Consider the following 17,767-nt stretch of genomic DNA (forward strand, 5'->3'; position numbering starts at 1 on the left):
GGGGGAGGGCGGGCACGGTGCCCATCATCGGTACCCCGCAGGAGTTCCACGAAGAGGACCTCTTCGTAGACCTGCGGCAGTTGTACGGATGGCCGCTCTATCTGAAGTGCGAGGCCTTCAACTTCGCCGGTTCGGTGAAGCTCAAGGCCGCCGCCTCCATGATCGACGCGGCCGAGCGAAGCGGCGCGCTGGGACCGGACTCCGTTCTGGTGGAGTCCTCGTCGGGCAATCTGGGCCTGGCGCTCAGCATGATCGCCGCGGCCAAGGGCTATCGCTTCATCTGCGTCGTGGACGCCCGGACGAACCTGACGACCAGGCAGGCCATCGAGTCGCTCGGCGGTGAGGTGCACGTCATCACCGAGGCCACCGGCGCGGGCGGGTTCCTGGGCGCCCGGCTGGACCACGTGCGGGCGCTGTGTTCCGAGGACGAGCGGGTGCTGTGGCTCAACCAGCACGCCAACGCCAACAACTGGATGGCGCACTACCGCACCACCGCGCCGGCCATCGAGAAGCAGTTCCCCGGACTGGAGCTGCTGTTCGTCGGCGCCGGGACCACCGGCACCCTGATGGGCTGCGCCCGCTACTTCAAGGACCGCCCCGGCTCCCGCGTGACCGTGGTGGGCGTCGACAGCGTCGGCTCGGTCACCTTCGGCGGGCCCGCGGGGCCCCGCATGATCCCCGGCCTCGGCGCCGGCGTACGGCCGGCCCTCTTCGACGAGTCGTACGTCGACGACATGGTGCACGTGCCGGAGATCGAGACCATCCGCACCTGTCACACGCTGGCGCGCAGCGGGTTCCTCTTCGGCGGCTCGACCGGGACGGTCGTCAACGGCGCGGTGCGCTGGCTGGCCGAGCACCGGCCCGGGGAGGACGTCACCGCCGTGGCCATCTCCCCCGACCTCGGTGATCGCTACCTGGACACGATCTACCAGAGCAACTGGGTCCAGGACATCTACGGCCTCGACGAGTTCGGCCTCGGAACCGGACCGACCCCCGCCACTTCTGGAGTGAATCAACGATGAGCGAGTCGTTCAGCCACGAACTGCCGCTCTCGCTCGCGCAGCGGGAGATGTGGTACGCCCAGCAGCTCGACCCCGGCAACCCGGTCTTCACCATGGCCGACCACCTGGACCTGCACGGCCCCCTGGACCCCGCCCGCTTCGAGGCGGCCTGGCGGCTCCTGCTCGCGGAGACCGACGCCATGCGCGCGGTGTTCACGGAGCGCGACGGCGAGGCCGTGCAGACGATCCGGGAGTTCACCGGCGCGACCGAGGTGGCCGGCGGTCTCCACCCCGCCGAACCGACCCACCCGACCGGGCCCCTCGCCACGCCCACCGTCCCCGTCCGCGACCTGCGCGGCGAGGCGGACCCCGAGGCCGTCTCCGCGCGGCTGATGGCGGACGACCTGGCGCGGCCCTCCTCGCTGGACGCGGGCGCCGTGCGCTGGGACCTGCACCGGCTCGCCGACGAGCACCACCGGTTCTACGTCTCGGCCAACCACATCCTGCTGGACGGCTTCAGCCGGACCCCGTTCTACCGGCGGTTCGCCGAGCTGTACGCCGGCGAGGGCACGGGCGGGGCCCTGCCCGCGCTGCGCGTCCTCGTCGACGACGAGCAGGCCTACCTCGGCTCCGCGAAGCACGAACGGGACGCCCGGTTCTGGGCCGGCCGGTTCCCGGAGACCCCCGAGCCGACCCGGCTCTCCCCGCGCCGCCCCACCCGGGCGCGGCACACGCTGCGGTGGAATTCCCCCGTTCCCGCGGCGACCGTGACCCGGCTGGAGCGGGTCGCCTGGGAGAGCCGGGTCACCCTGCCCGCCGCGCTGGTCGCGGCCACGGCCTCCTACCTGGCCCAGGTGACGGGCGGCAGCCGCGTCCTGCTGACCCTGCCCGTGCCGGCCCGCTCCACGTCGGCGGCCCGCACCGTCCCCGGCATGCGCGCCAACTTCCTGCCGCTGCCGCTGGACGTCACCCCCGCGCTGACCCGCGACGACCTCCTGGAGCACACCGCGGCCGAGCTGCGCACCACCCTGCGCCACCAGGGCTACCGCGGGGACCGGCTGCGCCGTGAGCTCGGTCTGTCCGCGGACGCCGAGCTGTCGTACGGGCCGACCGTCAACGTGCTGGAGTCCGGCGCCGACCTGGTCTTCGGCGAGTGCACGGCCCGGCTGCACAACCACTCCACCGGCCCGGTCCCCGGCATCCAGATGATCTACCTCGACGCGCCGGACGGGCGCTGGACGCTGCGGCTGGACGCCAACCCCGGGCTGTTCACGGACGAGGAGCTCGCCGCGCACGGCGAGCGGCTGCTCGGCTACCTGGAGAGCTTCGCGCTCGCCCCGGCCGGCCTGCCGCTGGGCCGCGTCGACGTCACCCTGCCCGCCGAGCGGCAGGTCGTGCTGGAGGACTGGAACGCCACCGTGCGCACCGGCGGCTTCACCGACGTGGTGGAGCGGGTGCGGGAACTGGCCGCCGCCGGCCCGGACGCGGTCGCCGTCGACGACGGGACCGTGCGGCTGACGTACGCGCAGCTGTGCGCGCGGGCCGACGAGGTGGCCGCACGGCTGTCCGGGGCGGGGGTGTCCACCGGCTCGCTGGTGGCGCTGGTCGCCGACCCGGGCGCGCGGTTCGTCGCCGCCGTGCTCGGGGTGCTCGCCACCGGGGCCGCCTGGATCCCGCTGGACGTGCACGCGCCGGTGGCCCGCGGGGCCGCCCTGCTCGCCGACAGCGGCGCCGACGCCCTGCTGTTCAGCTCCGCCCGCGAGGGGTACGCCCACCAGCTGCTGGCGGCCGGCGAGCACTGGCCGAAGATCGTCGAACTCCACGAGGGGGAGCCGTCCGACGGCCCGACGGACGCCCACGCGCCTGGTGCGGCGCCTGTTGTCGCGGCTGCGGGCACGGGCGACGACCTGGCTTATGTGATCTTCACGTCCGGTTCCACGGGCCGCCCCAAGGGGGCCATGGTGCACCGGGCCGGCATGGTCAACCACCTGCTCGCCAAGGTGGAGGACCTCGAGCTGACGGCCGCCGACACCGTCGTGCACAACGCGCCCGTCACCTTCGACATCTCCGTCTGGCAGATGCTCGCCGCGCTCGTCTCCGGCGGCCGTACCCGGGTCGTGCCGCGCTCGCTCGCCGCCGACCCGCAGGGCCTGTTCGCGCTGGTCGACGAGGAGGACATCACCGTCCTGGAGGTCGTGCCCTCGCTGCTGCGGGCCGCCGTCGACGACTGGGACAGCGGCGCCCGCCGGCCCCGCCTGACCTCCCTGCGCCACCTCGTCGTCACCGGCGAGGCCCTCCCCGCCGACCTGTGCCGCCGCTGGTTCGCGCACTTCCCCGACGTCCCGCTGGTCAACGCCTACGGCCCGACCGAGGCCTCCGACGACGTCACCCACGCCTTCATCCGTTCCGAGGCCGACCTCGGGGACGTCCACACCCCGATCGGCTCCGCGATCCGCAACACCCGCCTCTACGTCCTCGGCGACGGCCTGCGCCCCGTGCCCGTCGGCGCGCCCGGCGAGCTGTACGTCGGCGGCGTCGGCGTGGGCCGCGGCTACCTCGACGACCCGCGCCGCACCTCGGCCGTGTTCGTCGCGGACCCGTTCGCGACCACGCCCGGCGCCCGCATGTACCGCACCGGCGACCGCGTGCGCAACCGCGCCGACGGCCGGCTGGAGTTCCTGGAGCGGGTTGACCACCAGGTCAAGATCCGCGGCCATCGCATCGAACTCGGCGAGGTCGAGGCCGCGCTGCGCCAGGTCACCGGGGTGACCGACGCGGCCGTGGACGTCGCCGTGGACAGCGCCGGCACCACCCGGCTGGCCGCGTTCGTCACCGGCGACGTCGAGGTCGCCGAGGTGAAGGCGGAACTCGCCGGCACCCTGCCCGACTACATGGTCCCGGCCGCGTTCGTGGTCCTGGACCGGCTGCCGCTGACCCCCAACGGCAAGGTGGACCGCAAGGCGCTGCCCGCGCCCGACCTCGCCGCCGGACAGACCGGCCGCCGTCCCCGCACCCCGCAGGAGCAGGTGCTGTGCGCGGTTTTCGCGGAGGTCCTCGGCGTCGAACAGGTCGGCATCGACGACGACTTCTTCGCGTTCGGCGGCCACTCCCTGCTGGCCACCCGGGCGATCAGCCGCATCCGGACGCTGCTCGGCGCGGAACTGCCGGTGCGGGTCCTGTTCGAGGCGCCCACCGTCGCCGAACTCGCCGGGAAGCTCACCGAGGCCACCGCCGCGCGCCCCGCCGTCACCGCCCACGAGCGCCCCGACGAGCTGCCGCTCTCCTTCGCCCAGCAGCGGCTGTGGTTCCTGGACCGGCTGGACGCCGGCGCGGCCGTCGGCTACCACCTGCCGCGCGCGATCCGGCTGACCGGCCGGCTGGACCGGGACGCGCTCGCCGCGGCCCTCGGGGACGTCGTCGACCGGCACGAGTCGCTGCGCACGGTCTTCCCCGAGCAGGACGGCCGGGCCGTCCAGGTGATCCTGGACGCCGGCGCCCACCGCCCCCCGCTGCCGGTCACCGAGATCGCCCCCGACGACCTGGCCGAGACCCTCGCCGAGCGGGCCGTACGCCCCTTCGACCTCGCCGTGGACCTGCCGCTGCGGGCCGAGCTGTTCGCGCTGCCGGCCGCCGGCGACGAGGAGACGCAGGAGCACGTCCTGCTGGTCGTGCTGCACCACATCGCCGGCGACGGCTGGTCGGTGCTGCCGCTCGCCGAGGACCTGCGCACCGCGTACACGGCCCGGATGCGGGGCGACGCCCCCGCCTGGGCGCCGCTGGAGGTGCAGTACGCCGACTACACGCTGTGGCAGCGGGAGCTGCTCGGCGACAGCGCCGACCCCGGCTCGCTCGCCGCCCGCCAGCTCGCCTTCTGGCGCGCGGAACTCGCCGGGATCCCGGACGAGCTGGAGCTGCCCACGGACTTCCCGCGCCCCGCGCTGCCCGGGCACCGCGGCGGCCAGGTGCCGTTCCGTCTGGACCGCGACCTGCACGAGGCGGTCACCGCGCTCGCCCGCGCCACCGGCGCCAGCACCTTCATGGTGCTCCAGGCCGCGCTCGCCGCGCTGCTGCGCAAGCTGGGCGCCGGCACCGACATCCCGCTGGGCACGCCGGTCGCGGGCCGCACGGACGCGGCGCTGGAGCGGCAGGTCGGGTTCTTCGTGAACACGCTGGTGCTGCGCACCGACGTCTCCGGCGACCCCACCTTCCGCGACCTGATCGCCCGCGCCCGCACCACCGACCTGGCCGCCTACGCCCACCAGGACGTGCCCTTCGAATGGCTGGTGGACGCCCTCAACCCGGAGCGCTCGCTGGCCCGCCAGCCCCTGTTCCAGGTGCTGCTGGCGCTCCAGAACAACGCGCCGGCCGACCTCGCCCTGCCCGGCACCCGCGCCGAGACCGGTGCGGTCCCCACCGGCACCTCCCGCTTCGACCTCGCCTTCGAACTCACCGAGGAGCAGGACGACCGGGGCCGCCCGGCCGGCGTCGGCGGTCTGCTGGAGTACAGCGCCGACCTGTTCACCCACGCGACGGCCGAGTCGGTCGCCGCCCGCCTGGTGAGCTTCCTGCGCGCCCTGACCGAGCGGCCGGACACCGCCCTCAGCGGCTTCGACGCGCTGCTGCCCGAGGAGCGCCGGCGGCTGTTCTCCGAGTGGAACGGATCGGCCGTGCAGGCCCCCGAACCCACCACCGTCGCCCGGCTGTTCGCCGCCCGCGCCGCCACCGACCCGCACCGGCCCGCGCTGGCCCTGCCCGACGGCACGACGGTCTCCTACGGCGACCTGGCCGACCGGGCGCACCGGCTCGCGCACCTGCTCGCCGAGCGGGGCGTCGGACCCGGGAAGGTCGTGGCGCTCGTGGCGGACCGGTCCGCGCACACCGTCACGGCGGTGCTCGCGGTGCTGGCCGCCGGGGCCGCGTACCTCCCGGTCGACCCCGCCTACCCCGACGACCGCATCGCGTACGTCCTCGACGACGCCCGCCCGGCCGCGGTGCTCGCCACGGCGGCCGTGGCCGGCCGGGTCCCGGCGACGGCTCCCGAGCCGCTCGTGCTGGACGCGGACGCCACCCTCGCCGACCTCGCCGGACGGCCCACCCGCGCCCCCGAGCGCGGCCCGCGGCCCGGCGACCCGGCGTACGTCATCTACACCTCGGGCTCGACCGGCCGCCCCAAGGGCGTGGTCGTCGCCCACGCGTCCGCCGCCGCGCTGACCGCGCAGGCCGGGCGGTTCGGGGTGCGGGCCGGCACGCGCGTGCTGCAGTTCGCCTCGCTCAGCTTCGACGCGGCCGCCTGGGAGGTGCTGACCACCCTGGTGACCGGCGCGGTCCTGGTGCTGGCCACGGAGGAGCAGCGCGGCCCCGGCGACCCGCTGGCCGCCTACCTCGCCGACGCCGGGATCGACGTCGTGTGCCTGCCGCCGGCCGTGCTGGCCGCCTGGCCGGAGGACCGCCCGGTGCCGCCCGGGACCACCGTGATCACGGCGGGGGAGGCCTGCCCGCCCGCGCTGGTGGAGAAGTGGGCCGCGAACACCACGCTGCTCAACGCCTACGGCCCCACCGAGACCACCGTCTGCGCCACCGTCAGCGCCCCGCTGGTGCCCGGCGGCAGGCCGCCCATCGGCACCCCGCTGGCCGGCACGGTCGTGCACGTCCTCGACGACGACCTGCGGCCCGTCCCGGCCGGGGTGACCGGCGAGCTGTACGTCGGCGGCGCGAGCCTCGCCCTCGGCTACCTCGGCCGCCCCGACCTGACCGCCCAGCGGTTCGTCACCGACCCGCACGGCGCCCCCGGCGCCCGGATGTACCGCACCGGCGACCTGGTGCGCTGGCGGGCCGACGGCACCCTCGACTACGTCGGCCGCGCCGACGACCAGGTCAAACTGCGGGGCTTCCGCATCGAGCTGGCCGAGGTGGAGGCGGCGCTGCTCGCCCACCCCGGGGTGGACCGGGCCGCGGCCGTCGTCCGCGAGGACCGGCCCGGCGACAGACGGCTCGTCGGCTACGTCGTCCCGGCGGCCGGCGCGACCACGCCCCCGGCGACCCTGCGCGCCCACGTGGCCGGGCGGCTGCCCGACTACATGGTCCCCTCCGCCGTGGTGACCCTGGACGGCCTGCCGCTCACCACCAACGGCAAGCTCGACCGCCGCGCCCTGCCCGCGCCGGACTACACGGACGCGACGCGCGGCCGGGCCCCGGCGACCGAGCAGGAGCGGGTGCTGTGCGCGGTGTTCGGCGAGGTCCTGGGCCTCGCCGAGGTCGGCGCGGACAGCGGCTTCTTCGACCTGGGCGGCGACTCCATCAGCTCCATCCAGCTCGTCGGACGGGCCAGGGCGGCGGGTCTGCTGCTCACCGCGCAGGACGTGTTCGTGCACCGCACGCCCGCCGCGCTCGCCGTCGTCGCCCGGCCGGTCGAGGAGCAGGCCGTGCGCGGCACGGACGACGGCGTCGGCGCCTTCGCGCCCACTCCGATCATGCACTGGCTGCGCGGCCTCGACGGCCCGTACGACGCCTTCCACCAGGCGGTCGTCGTGCGCACCCCGGCCGGCACCACCCGCCCCGCCCTCGCCACCGCCCTCCAGACGGTCATCGACCACCACGACGCCCTGCGCATGCGGCTGTCCGTCGACGACACCGACGGCTCCTGGACGCCGAAGGTGCGCGAGCCGGGCTCGGTCAACGCGCCCTGGCTGCTGAGCCGGGAGAACGTGGCCCGCCTCGACGCGCCGGGCCTGGCGGACGCCGTACGGCGGGTCGCGCGGGCCAACGCCGAGCGCCTCGCCCCCCGCGACGGCACCGTGCTCCGCGCCACCTGGCTCGACGCGGGCGCCGACCGCCCCGGACGGCTCGTGCTGACCCTGCACCACCTGGTCTGCGACGGCGTCTCCTGGCGGATCCTCCTGGACGACCTGCGCCGCGCCCACGAGGCGGCGGCGGCCGGCGAACCGGCGCGGCTGGAGCCGGTCGGCACCTCCGTACGGCACTGGGCGGGCCTGCTCGCCGAGGAGGCCTCCTCCGGCCGGCGCGCGGACGAGGCGCAGGCGTGGCGGCGGACGCTGTCCGCCCCCGACCCGCTGCTCGCGGCACGCCCCCTCGACCCGGCCCGGGACACCCACGCCACCGCCCGCACCCTGCGCCTCACCCTCGACGCGGAGGTGACCCGGGCCGTCCTCACCGACCTGCCCGCCGCCTTCCACGCGGAGATCAACGACGTGCTCGTCACCGCCTACGCGCTGGCCGTCGCCGACTGGCGGCGCCGCGGCCGGGGCGAGGGGAGCGCGGTGCTGGTCGAGATGGAGGGCCACGGACGCGAGGAGATCGCCGACGGGATCGACCTGGGCCGCACGGTCGGCTGGTTCACCACCACCTACCCGCTGCGGATCGACCTGGGCACGCCCGACTGGGCCGACGTGTGGGCCGGCGGGCCGGCGGCGGGGCGGGTGCTCAAGCAGGTCAAGGAGCAGCTGCGGTCGGTGCCCGACCACGGCCTCGGCTACGGCGTCCTGCGCCACCTGGCCGCCCACCCCGGCCTGGAGCGCACCCCGCAGCTCGGCTTCAACTACCTGGGCCGGCTGCCCGCCCCCACGGACGCGGACTGGGCGACCACCGCGGAGTCCCCGCTGATCGCGGCGGGCGCCGACCCGGGGCTGCCGCTGCCGCACGTGCTCGGCCTGAACGCCCTCACCGAGGACGGGCCGGACGGGCCGCGCCTGACCGCCGCCTGGACCTGGCCGGGCGAGCTGCTCGACGAGGCCGACGCGGCCGACGTCGCCGAGGGCTGGTTCCGCGCGCTGCGGGCGCTCGTCGCCCACGCCCAGGGCCCCGACGCGGGCGGCCACACGCCCAGCGACGTGGACCTGATCGCGCTGAGCCAGGACGAACTGGACGCATTCGAGAACGAGATGGACGACTGGGGGGCCTCCCTGTGACACGAGGACGATCCAACCTGAGCGACGTCCTGCCGCTCACCCCGCTCCAGGAGGGCCTGCTCTTCCACGCGGTCTCCGGACGCAGGGAGCTGGACGTCTACACCGTGCAGCTGGTCCTGGACCTGTCCGGACCACTGGACGCGGCCCGGCTGAGGACCGCCGCCGAGCGGTTCCTCGACCGCCACCCCCACCTGCGGGCCGGCTTCCGCTACCGCGACAACGGCGAGCCCGTCCAGCTCGTGCCGCGCACGGCCGTCCTGCCCTGGCGGGAGGACGACGTGCGGGGCCGGACCCCGGCGGCCGTCGAGGAGCTGACCGAGGAGGACCGGCTGCGCCCGTTCGAGATGGCACGCCCGCCGCTGCTGCGGTTCCGGCTGCTGCGCACGGGCGAGCAGGCGCACCGCTTCGTCCTGACGGCCCACCAGATCCTGTTCGACGGCTGGTCGATGCCGCTCATCATCGGCGAACTGTTCACGCTGTACGGCGACCCGGCGGCGGCCCTGCCGCCGGTCACCCCCTACAAGGCGTACCTCGCCCACCTCGCCCGGCAGGACGACGCCGGGGCCGAGGCCGCGTGGCGCCGGGCGCTGGACGGGCTCACCGAGGCCACCCTCGTCGCCCCGGGCGGCACGGCCGGCTCCCGGCTGCCCGAGCACCACGTCCTGGACCTGCCCGCCGGCTTCACCGCCGAGCTCACCGCCTGGGCGAAGGAGCGCGGACTCACCCTGAACACCGTGGTGCAGGGCGCCTGGGCCGCCGTCCTGGGCACGCTCACCGGCCGCAGCGACGTCGTCTTCGGCGGCACCGTCTCCGGACGGCCCCCGGAGCTGCCCGGCGTCGAGTCGATGGTGGGCCTGTTCATCAACACCGTCCCGGTGCGGGTGCCGCTCGACCCCTCCCTGACCTTCCCCGAGATCCTCACGCGGCTCCAGGACCGGCAGGCCGCCCTCCTGCCCCACCAGCACCTGGGCGCCGCCCGCATCCAGCGGACGGTGGGCCTGGGCGAGCTGTACGACACCGTGCTCGTCTTCGAGAACTACCCGCTGGACGCGGACGCCCTGCGCGACCCCGTCCCCGGCCTCGCGGTGACCGGCCTGGCGGCGAAGGACGCCACGCACTACCCGCTGAGCCTGATGGCGATCCCCGGCGACCACCTGCGGCTGACCGTCTCCTACAACCCGGGCACGTACGCGCCCGAGGAGGCCGCGCGCGTCGCCGCCCGGCTGGAGCGGGTGCTGCGGACGGCGGTCGCCGAGCCGGAGACGCCGTTCGGCCGGATCGGGACGCTGCTGCCGGGGGAGGAGGTGCTGGACCTGCCGGCCGGCGCCCGCCCGGACGCGTTCACCGACGTCGTCGCCCGCGTCCGGGAGCTGGCCGCCGCCCGCCCCGGCGCCGAGGCCGTCGCCGACGAGGACGAGCGGCTCACCTACGGCGAGCTGGCCGAGCGCGCCGGCGGCATCGCCGCCCACCTCTCCGGCGCCGGACTCGGCCCCGGCTCGCTGGTCGGCGTCCTCGCCGCCCCCGGCTGCGACTTCGTCGCCGGTGTCCTCGGCACCCTCGCGGCGGGCGCCGCCTGGGTCCCCCTCGACGTCCACGCCCCGACGGCCCGCAGCGCCGCGCTCGTCCGCGACGCGGGCGTACGGCACCTGCTGGTGGACGAGGAGCACGAGGACGCGGCCCGCGAGGTGCTGGCGGCCGCCGCCACGCCCACCGCGCCGGACGCGCCGACGCCCGGCGTCCCCGTCACCCGGGTCTCCGCCCTGCCCCCCGCCGCCCTCCCGCCGGCCCCCGGCGGCCCCCTCGACCTCGCCTACGTCATCTTCACCTCGGGGTCCACCGGCCGCCCCAAGGGCGCCATGGTCCACCGGGACGGCATGGTCAACCACCTGCTGGCCAAGGTGGAGGACCTGGGGCTGGACGAGGACACGGTGCTGGTGCACAACGCGCCCGTCACCTTCGACATCTCCGTGTGGCAGATGCTGGCCGGGCTGGCCGGCGGAGGGCGGGTGCGGGTCGTGCCCCGCTCCACCGCCGCCGACCCGCAGGCGCTGTTCGCGCTGGCCGACGCCGAGGCCGTCACCGTGCTGGAGGTCGTCCCCTCGCTGCTGCGGGCCGCGCTGGACGCCTGGGACGCGGGCGCGCGCCCGCCCGCCCTGGCCCCGCTGCGGCACCTGGTCGTCACCGGCGAGGCGCTCCCCGCCGACCTGTGCCACCGCTGGCTCGCCCGCTTCCCCGGCATCCCGCTGGTCAACGCCTACGGCCCCACCGAGTGCTCCGACGACGTCACCCACGCCCTGATCGCCGACACGGCCGGCCTGGGCGACGTCCGGGCGCCGATCGGCCGGGCCGTGCGCGCGACCGGGCTGTACGTCCTCGACGACGCGCTGCGTCCGGTGCCCGCCGGGGTGCCGGGCGAGCTGTACGTCGGCGGGCGCGGGGTCGGGCGCGGGTACCTCGGCGACGCCCGGCGGACGGGCGCCGTGTTCGTCGCCGACCCGTTCGCGGGCGTGCCCGGGGCGCGGATGTACCGCACCGGCGACTGGGTGGTGCGGCACGCGGACGGGCGGCTGGAGTTCCTGGAGCGGCGCGACCACCAGGTCAAGGTGCGCGGCCACCGGATCGAGCTCGGCGAGGTCGAGGCCGTCCTGCGCACCCTGCCCGGCGTCACGGACGCCGTGGTCACCGTGTTCGGCGAGACCGGCACCGCCCGCCTCGCCGCGCACGTCGCCGGCGACACGGAGCCCGCGCGCGTGAAGCAGGAACTGGCCCGGCTGCTGCCGGAGTACATGGTGCCGTCCGCCGTCGTCGTCCTGGACGCGCTGCCGCTCACCCCGAACGGCAAGGTGGACCGCAAAGCCCTGCCCGCCCCGCACCTGGCCGGCGTCGCCGGCCGGGAGCCGCGCACCCCGCAGGAGGCCGCCCTGTGCCGGGCCTTCGCCGACGTCCTCGGCGTCGAACGGGTCGGCGCCGACGACGACTTCTTCGACCTGGGCGGGCACTCGCTGCTCGCGACCCGGCTGATCAGCCGGGTCCGGGCGCTCCTCGGCGCGGAGATCCCCATGGCGCTCCTCTTCGAGGAGCCCACCCCGGCCCGCCTCGCCGCCCGCCTGCGCACGGCCGAGGGACCGGCCCGGCCGGCGCTCGCGCCCGCCGTACGGCCCGAACGGCCGCCGCTGTCGTACGCCCAGCGGCGGATGTGGGTGCTGAACCGGATGGCGGGGACGGCCGGCGCCTACCACCTGCCCTGGACGCTGCGGCTGACCGGGACGCTGGACCGGGACGCGCTGCGCGCCGCCCTGAACGACGTCGTCGCGCGGCACGAGGCGCTGCGCACCGTGTTCCCGGAGGCGGACGGGGAGCCGTACCAGCGGGTGCTGGAGTCGGCCGACGTCGACCTGCCGCTGTTCGAGGACGGCATGGACGGCGCGGACGGCGCGGACGTCGCCGGCCTCGCCGCCCGCGGCTTCGACCTCACCGCCGAACTCCCGCTGCGGGCCGCGCTGTTCCGCCGGAGCGACGAGGAGCACCTGCTCGCCGTCGTGATCCACCACATCGCCGCCGACGGCTGGTCCAACGCCGTCCTCGCCCGCGACCTCGGCACCGCCTACCGCGCCCGGGCCGGAGGGACGGCCCCGCGCTTCGCCCCGCTGCCCGTGCAGTACGCCGACTACGCGCTGTGGCAGCGGGAGCTGCTCGGCGACGAGGACGACCCGGGCAGCGTGGCGAGCGAGCAACTCGCCTTCTGGCGCAAGGCCCTGGACGGACTGCCCGACGAACTCCAGCTGCCCGCCGACCGGCCCCGGCCCGCGGTCGCCTCCCACCGGGGCGCCGCCGTGGACTTCGCCGTCCCGGCCGGGACGCACCGCCGGGCCGCCGCCCTCGCCGCGCGCCGCGGCGCGAGCCTCTTCATGGTCCTGCAGGCCGCCCTGGCGGTCCTGTACGCCAAGCTGGGCGCCGGCCACGACGTGCCCCTGGGCACCCCGGTCGCCGGCCGCACCGACGAGTCCCTGGACGACCTGGTCGGCTTCTTCGTCAACACGCTCGTGCTGCGCACCGACGTCTCCGGCGACCCCACCTTCGCCGAGCTCGTCGACCGCGTCCGCACGGCCGACCTGGCCGCCTACGCCCACCAGGACGTGCCGTTCGAGAAGCTCGTCGAGGCCCTCGCCCCGGCCCGCTCCCTCGCCCGGCACCCCCTGTTCCAGACCCTGCTGGCCCTGCACAACAACACCCGCCCCGGCCTCGAACTGCCCGGTCTGGACGTCGAGTTCGGCTCCACGGCCACCGGGGGCGCCCGCTTCGACCTCGCCTTCGACCTGGCCGAGGACCACGACGGCGCGGGCGCGCCCGCCGGGCTGGCCGGCCGGCTGGAGTTCAGCGCCGACCTGTTCGCCGAGGACACCGCACGGCGCCTGGCCGACCGGTTCGCGCACCTCCTCGACGCCCTGACCGCCGCCCCCGACCAGCCGATCGGCGCGGTCTCCGCCCTGCTGCCCGGCGAGCGCGAGACCCTCCTCCAGGAGTGGAACCGGACCCCGGCGCACCCCTACGACGGGCCCCCGCACCACTGGTTCGAGCAGCGGGCCGCCGCCCACCCGGACCGCACCGCCCTCGTCTTCGAGGACCGGCGGCTCACCTACCGCGAGCTGGACGAGCGGGCCTCGCGCCTCGCGCGCGCCCTGCGCGCCCGGGGCGCCGGCCCGGGCAGTCTCGTCGCCGTCGCGCTGCGCCGGTCGGCGGAACTCGTCGAGGCCGTCCTCGCCGTGCACAAGGCGGGCGCCGCCTACCTGCCGATCGACCCGGCCTACCCGTCGGACCGCATCGGGTACGTGGTGGAGGACGCCGGGCCGGTGCTGGTCCTCACGACGGCGGACGTGGCCGGCGACCTGCCCGCCCTGGACACCGTACCGCGCCTGCTGCTCGACGAACCCGTCCCGGACGCACCCGGGTTCACCGGGAGCCCGGCGCCCGCCGAGGCCGCGTACACCATCTACACCTCCGGTTCCACCGGCCGCCCCAAGGGCGTGGTGATCTCGTTCGCGGCGTTCGCGAACTTCGTCGCCGACCTGCGCGGGCGCCTCGGCCTGGGGGAGGACGACCGGTTCGTCGCCGTCACCACCTTCGGCTTCGACATCGCCAACCTGGAGCTGTTCGGCCCGCTGGTGTCCGGCGCCCGCCTGGTCCTGGCCGGCCATGACACCGTCCGCGACCCGGACGCCCTGGCCGCGCTGCTGCGCACCTCGGGCGCCACCGTCATGCAGGCCACGCCCACCCTGTGGCACGCCCTGGTCACCGAACACCCGGACGCCCTCGCGGGGCTGCACGCGCTGACCGGCGGCGAGGCGATCAGCCCGGCGCTCGCCGCCCGGCTGGCCGCCGCCACCCGCGAGCTGACCAACCTGTACGGCCCGACGGAGACCACCATCTGGTCCACCGCCGCCGCGCTGGACGGCACCGGCACCCCGCCCATCGGCCGCCCCCTCGGCGGCAACCGCACCTACGTCCTCGGCCCCGACCTGCGGCCGGTCCCGGCCGGCGCCACCGGCGAGCTGTACATCGGCGGCGTCGGTCTGGCCCGCGGCTACCACGGCCGTCCCGCCCTCACCGCCGAACGCTTCGTCGCCGACCCGTACACGGACGCCCCGGGCGCCCGGATGTACCGCACCGGCGACCTCGTGCGGCAGCGCGCCGACGGCACGATCGACTACCTGGGCCGGGTCGACCACCAGGTCAAGGTCCGCGGCTTCCGCATCGAGCTCGGCGAGATCGAGGCCGCGCTGGCGGACCACCCGGACGTGGCGCAGGCGGCCGTGACCGTGCGCGAGGACCGGCTGGTCGGGTACGTCGTGGCGGCGGACGCGGCCGGCGACCTCACCGAGGTGCGCGCCCACCTGGCCCGCCGGCTGCCCGACTACATGGTCCCGGCCGCCCTGGTGCCGCTGGACGCCCTGCCGCTCACCCCGAACGGCAAGGTGGACCGGGGACGGCTGCCCGCGCCCGCCGTCCCCGCCCCCGCGGCGGGGCGGGCCCCGGCCACCCCGCTGGAAGAGCTGCTGTGCCGTCTGTTCGCCCGGACCCTCGGGGTCGAACGGGTCGGCGCCGACGACGACTTCTTCGCGCTCGGCGGTGACTCGATCCGCTCCATCCGGCTGGTGGGCCGCGGCAGGGCGGCCGGGGTGCGGTTCACGCCGGCCGACGTCTTCGTGCACCGCACGGCCGCCGCCCTGGCCGGCGTCGCCGTCCGCACGGCCGGGGAGGGCGCGGACACCTCCGGGGACGCCGCCTTCGCGCCCGTCCTGCCGATCCGCCCGCACGGCGGCCGTCCGCCGCTGTTCTGCGTGCACGGCGGCGTCGGCCTCGGCTGGCCCTTCCTCTCCCTCGCCGCGCACCTTCCGGACACGCCCGTGTACGCCTTCCAGGCCGGCGGGATCCAGCACGACGCCCCGCAGCCGGATTCCGTACCGGAAATGGCCGCCCACTACGTCGAGAGAATGGTGGAAATCCAGCCGGACGGCCCGTACCATATTCTTGGCTGGTCGTTCGGCGGCCTGGTCGCCCACGAAATGGCGTGCCAGCTCGTGGAGTCCGGGAAAGAGGTCGCCCTGCTGGCGAACCTCGACGGTTTCCCGGCGCGGACGGGCGGCGCGACGGCGGACGAGGTCCCCGACGACACCCTGCTGAGCGACGAACTGCGCGCCCGGCTCGGCGCCGCGGGCGACGCGCTGACGGAGCTGACCGACGGCCAGTACACCCGGCTGCTGCGCGTCATCCGGGCCCTCGACGGCCTCGCCGTCACCCACCGACCCCGCCTCCACCAGGGCGACATGCACTTCTTCGCGGCAACGCGAGGAGGCGACACGCACGCGCCGACCGAGGCCGTCTGGGCCGCCCACATCGCCGGCCGGATCGTCCGGCACGAGGTGGACGCCGATCACGACGGCATGCTCGACGCCGCTCCGGCGGCGGCCGTCGCCCGCGTGCTCACCGACGTCATGGAATGAGACCCGACAGCGGAAGCGCATTCCGAATTCCGAATCCCGAATTCCGCATCCAAGTCGTTCCATGAAATGCCCGCGCGGGATGAGTGTGCCCGCGTCCGTGGAAAAAGAAGGGACACGTCCGGTAATGGGAAACCCGTTTGACGACGAGGCCGGGACATTTCACGTGCTGGTCAACGAGGAGGGACAGCACTGCCTGTGGCCGGCGTTCGCACAGATACCCGACGGCTGGCAGGCCGTCCTGTCGGACACCTCGCGCGCCGAGGCCCTCGACCACATCGAGCGGACCTGGACCGACCTGCGGCCCCGCAGCCTCGTCCGGGCGAGCTGACCGCACCGACGCACCACCCCACACCCAGGAAAGGAACGCCATGAGTGCCATCACCATCGACGAGGCCGTCGAGGCCCAGGTGAGAGAGATCATCGCCGACGCCCTCGAACTGGAGGAGGAGCTGACCCGCACCGGCCTGTTCGTCGACGACTACGGCGCCGACTCCCTCGCCGCCATCGAGCTGCTGTCCACGCTGGAGAAGACCTTCGGCGTGACGATCGAGCAGGACGAACTGCCGAAGATGGTCAACCTCGAGGCCGTCCTCGAGGTCCTGGCCCGGGCCGAAGCGCGATGACCGCCCGGCGTGTGGTGCTGACCGGGATCGGGGTCCTGTCCAGCATCGGCAACGGCGTCACCGAGTTCACCCGGGGCCTGCGCGAGGGCCGGTGCGGAGCGGGCCCCATCACCCGCTTCGACAGCACCGGCTTCCGTCGGCAACTCGCCCACGAGGTGCACGGCTTCACCCCGTCCGAGTGGGTCCGCCACACGCCGGCCGAACAGCTCGGCCGCGCCACGCAGTTCTCCGTCGCCGCCGCCCGCATGGCGGTGGGCGACGCCGGGCTCGACCCGGCGGACCTGCGGGACCGGCCGGGCCTGGTCACCGTCGGCACCACCGACGGCGAGGCCGACGCCCTCGACCGGCTCGTCGAGGCCCAGGCGAACGGCACCCCGCCGGCCGGCCTCGACCCGGTCGGGGTCGGCCGGCTCGCCGCCCACCGCCTCGCCCTCGCCGTCGTCAAGGAGCTGCGGCTGCCGAGGGCGGTGCCCTCCGTCCTCGGCACCGCCTGCGCGGCCGGCAACTACGCCGTCGGCGACGGCTACGACGCCGTACGCTCCGGCGAGGCCGAATGGGCGCTCGTCGGCGGCGCGGACGCGCTGACCCGGCGCACCTTCGCCGGGTTCCACCGGCTCGGCCTGGTCGCCTCCGACCGCTGCCGGCCCTTCGACGCCGAACGGGAGGGGCTGCTCACCGCCGAGGGCGCGGGCGTCCTCCTCCTGGAGGACCTGGAGTCGGCGCGGGCCAGGGGCGCCCGCGTCTACGCCGAGCTCCTCGGCTACGGCCTCAACTGCGACGCCCACCACCCGACCGCGCCCAACATGGACAGCGTCGCGCAGGTCATGCGGCTCGCCCTGGCCGACGCCGGCGTCAAGCCCGAGGAGGTCGACCTCGTCTCGGCGCACGGCACCGGCACCCCCACCAACGACGTCACCGAGATCCGCGCCGTCCGCCAGGTGTTCGGGGAACGGCCGCCGCGCACCGTCGCCCTGAAGTCGATGCTCGGCCACACCATGGGCGCCGCCAGCGCCCTCGGAGCCGCCGCCTCGGCGCTCGCCCTCGCGCACGGCTTCATCCCGCCGACCGTCAACCACCGCACCACCGACCCCGAGTGCGCCGTCGACTGCGTGCCCAACCACGCCGTCGACGCCGATCTCGAGGTCGTCGTCAACAACGGCCTGGCCTTCGGCGGCAACAACGCCGCCGTCGTCCTCGGCAGACACCAGGAGACCTGA

At 75.7% G+C, this 17,767-nt stretch carries 6 protein-coding genes; all 6 read left to right on the forward strand.

The genetic code is table 11. The features are described 5' to 3' along the window. Positions 1-17: 17 nt before the first annotated feature. The 6 genes from sbnA to ACH4F6_RS13205 all read left to right on the forward strand — a co-directional run bounded on the left by sbnA (position 18) and on the right by ACH4F6_RS13205 (position 17,767). Positions 18-1,022: a 2,3-diaminopropionate biosynthesis protein SbnA gene (gene sbnA / locus ACH4F6_RS13180; protein ID WP_397960191.1), complete on the forward strand. Its 1,005-nt coding sequence runs from the start codon at positions 18-20 to the stop codon at positions 1,020-1,022. Continuing rightward, positions 1,019-8,926, forward strand: coding sequence for an amino acid adenylation domain-containing protein (locus ACH4F6_RS13185; protein ID WP_397960192.1), 7,908 nt, complete (start codon positions 1,019-1,021; stop codon positions 8,924-8,926). The genes sbnA and ACH4F6_RS13185 overlap by 4 nt, the downstream gene beginning before the upstream one ends. Beyond that, positions 8,923-15,927, forward strand: coding sequence for an amino acid adenylation domain-containing protein (locus ACH4F6_RS13190; RefSeq protein ID WP_397960193.1), 7,005 nt, complete (start codon positions 8,923-8,925; stop codon positions 15,925-15,927). Before ACH4F6_RS13185 ends, ACH4F6_RS13190 begins: the two co-directional genes overlap by 4 nt. 124 nt (positions 15,928-16,051) lie before the next feature. After that, positions 16,052-16,255, forward strand: coding sequence for an MbtH family protein (locus ACH4F6_RS13195; protein ID WP_397960194.1), 204 nt, complete (start codon positions 16,052-16,054; stop codon positions 16,253-16,255). Between the two features lie 40 nt (positions 16,256-16,295). After that, positions 16,296-16,550: an acyl carrier protein gene (locus ACH4F6_RS13200; protein WP_189934720.1), complete on the forward strand. Its 255-nt coding sequence runs from the start codon at positions 16,296-16,298 to the stop codon at positions 16,548-16,550. After that, on the forward strand, positions 16,547-17,767 hold the full coding sequence (locus ACH4F6_RS13205; RefSeq protein WP_397960195.1) for a beta-ketoacyl-[acyl-carrier-protein] synthase family protein: 1,221 nt from the start codon (positions 16,547-16,549) through the stop codon (positions 17,765-17,767). Before ACH4F6_RS13200 ends, ACH4F6_RS13205 begins: the two co-directional genes overlap by 4 nt.

Source organism: Streptomyces sp. NPDC017936 (assembly GCF_044328485.1).
Taxonomy (GTDB): Bacteria; Actinomycetota; Actinomycetes; order Streptomycetales; family Streptomycetaceae; genus Streptomyces.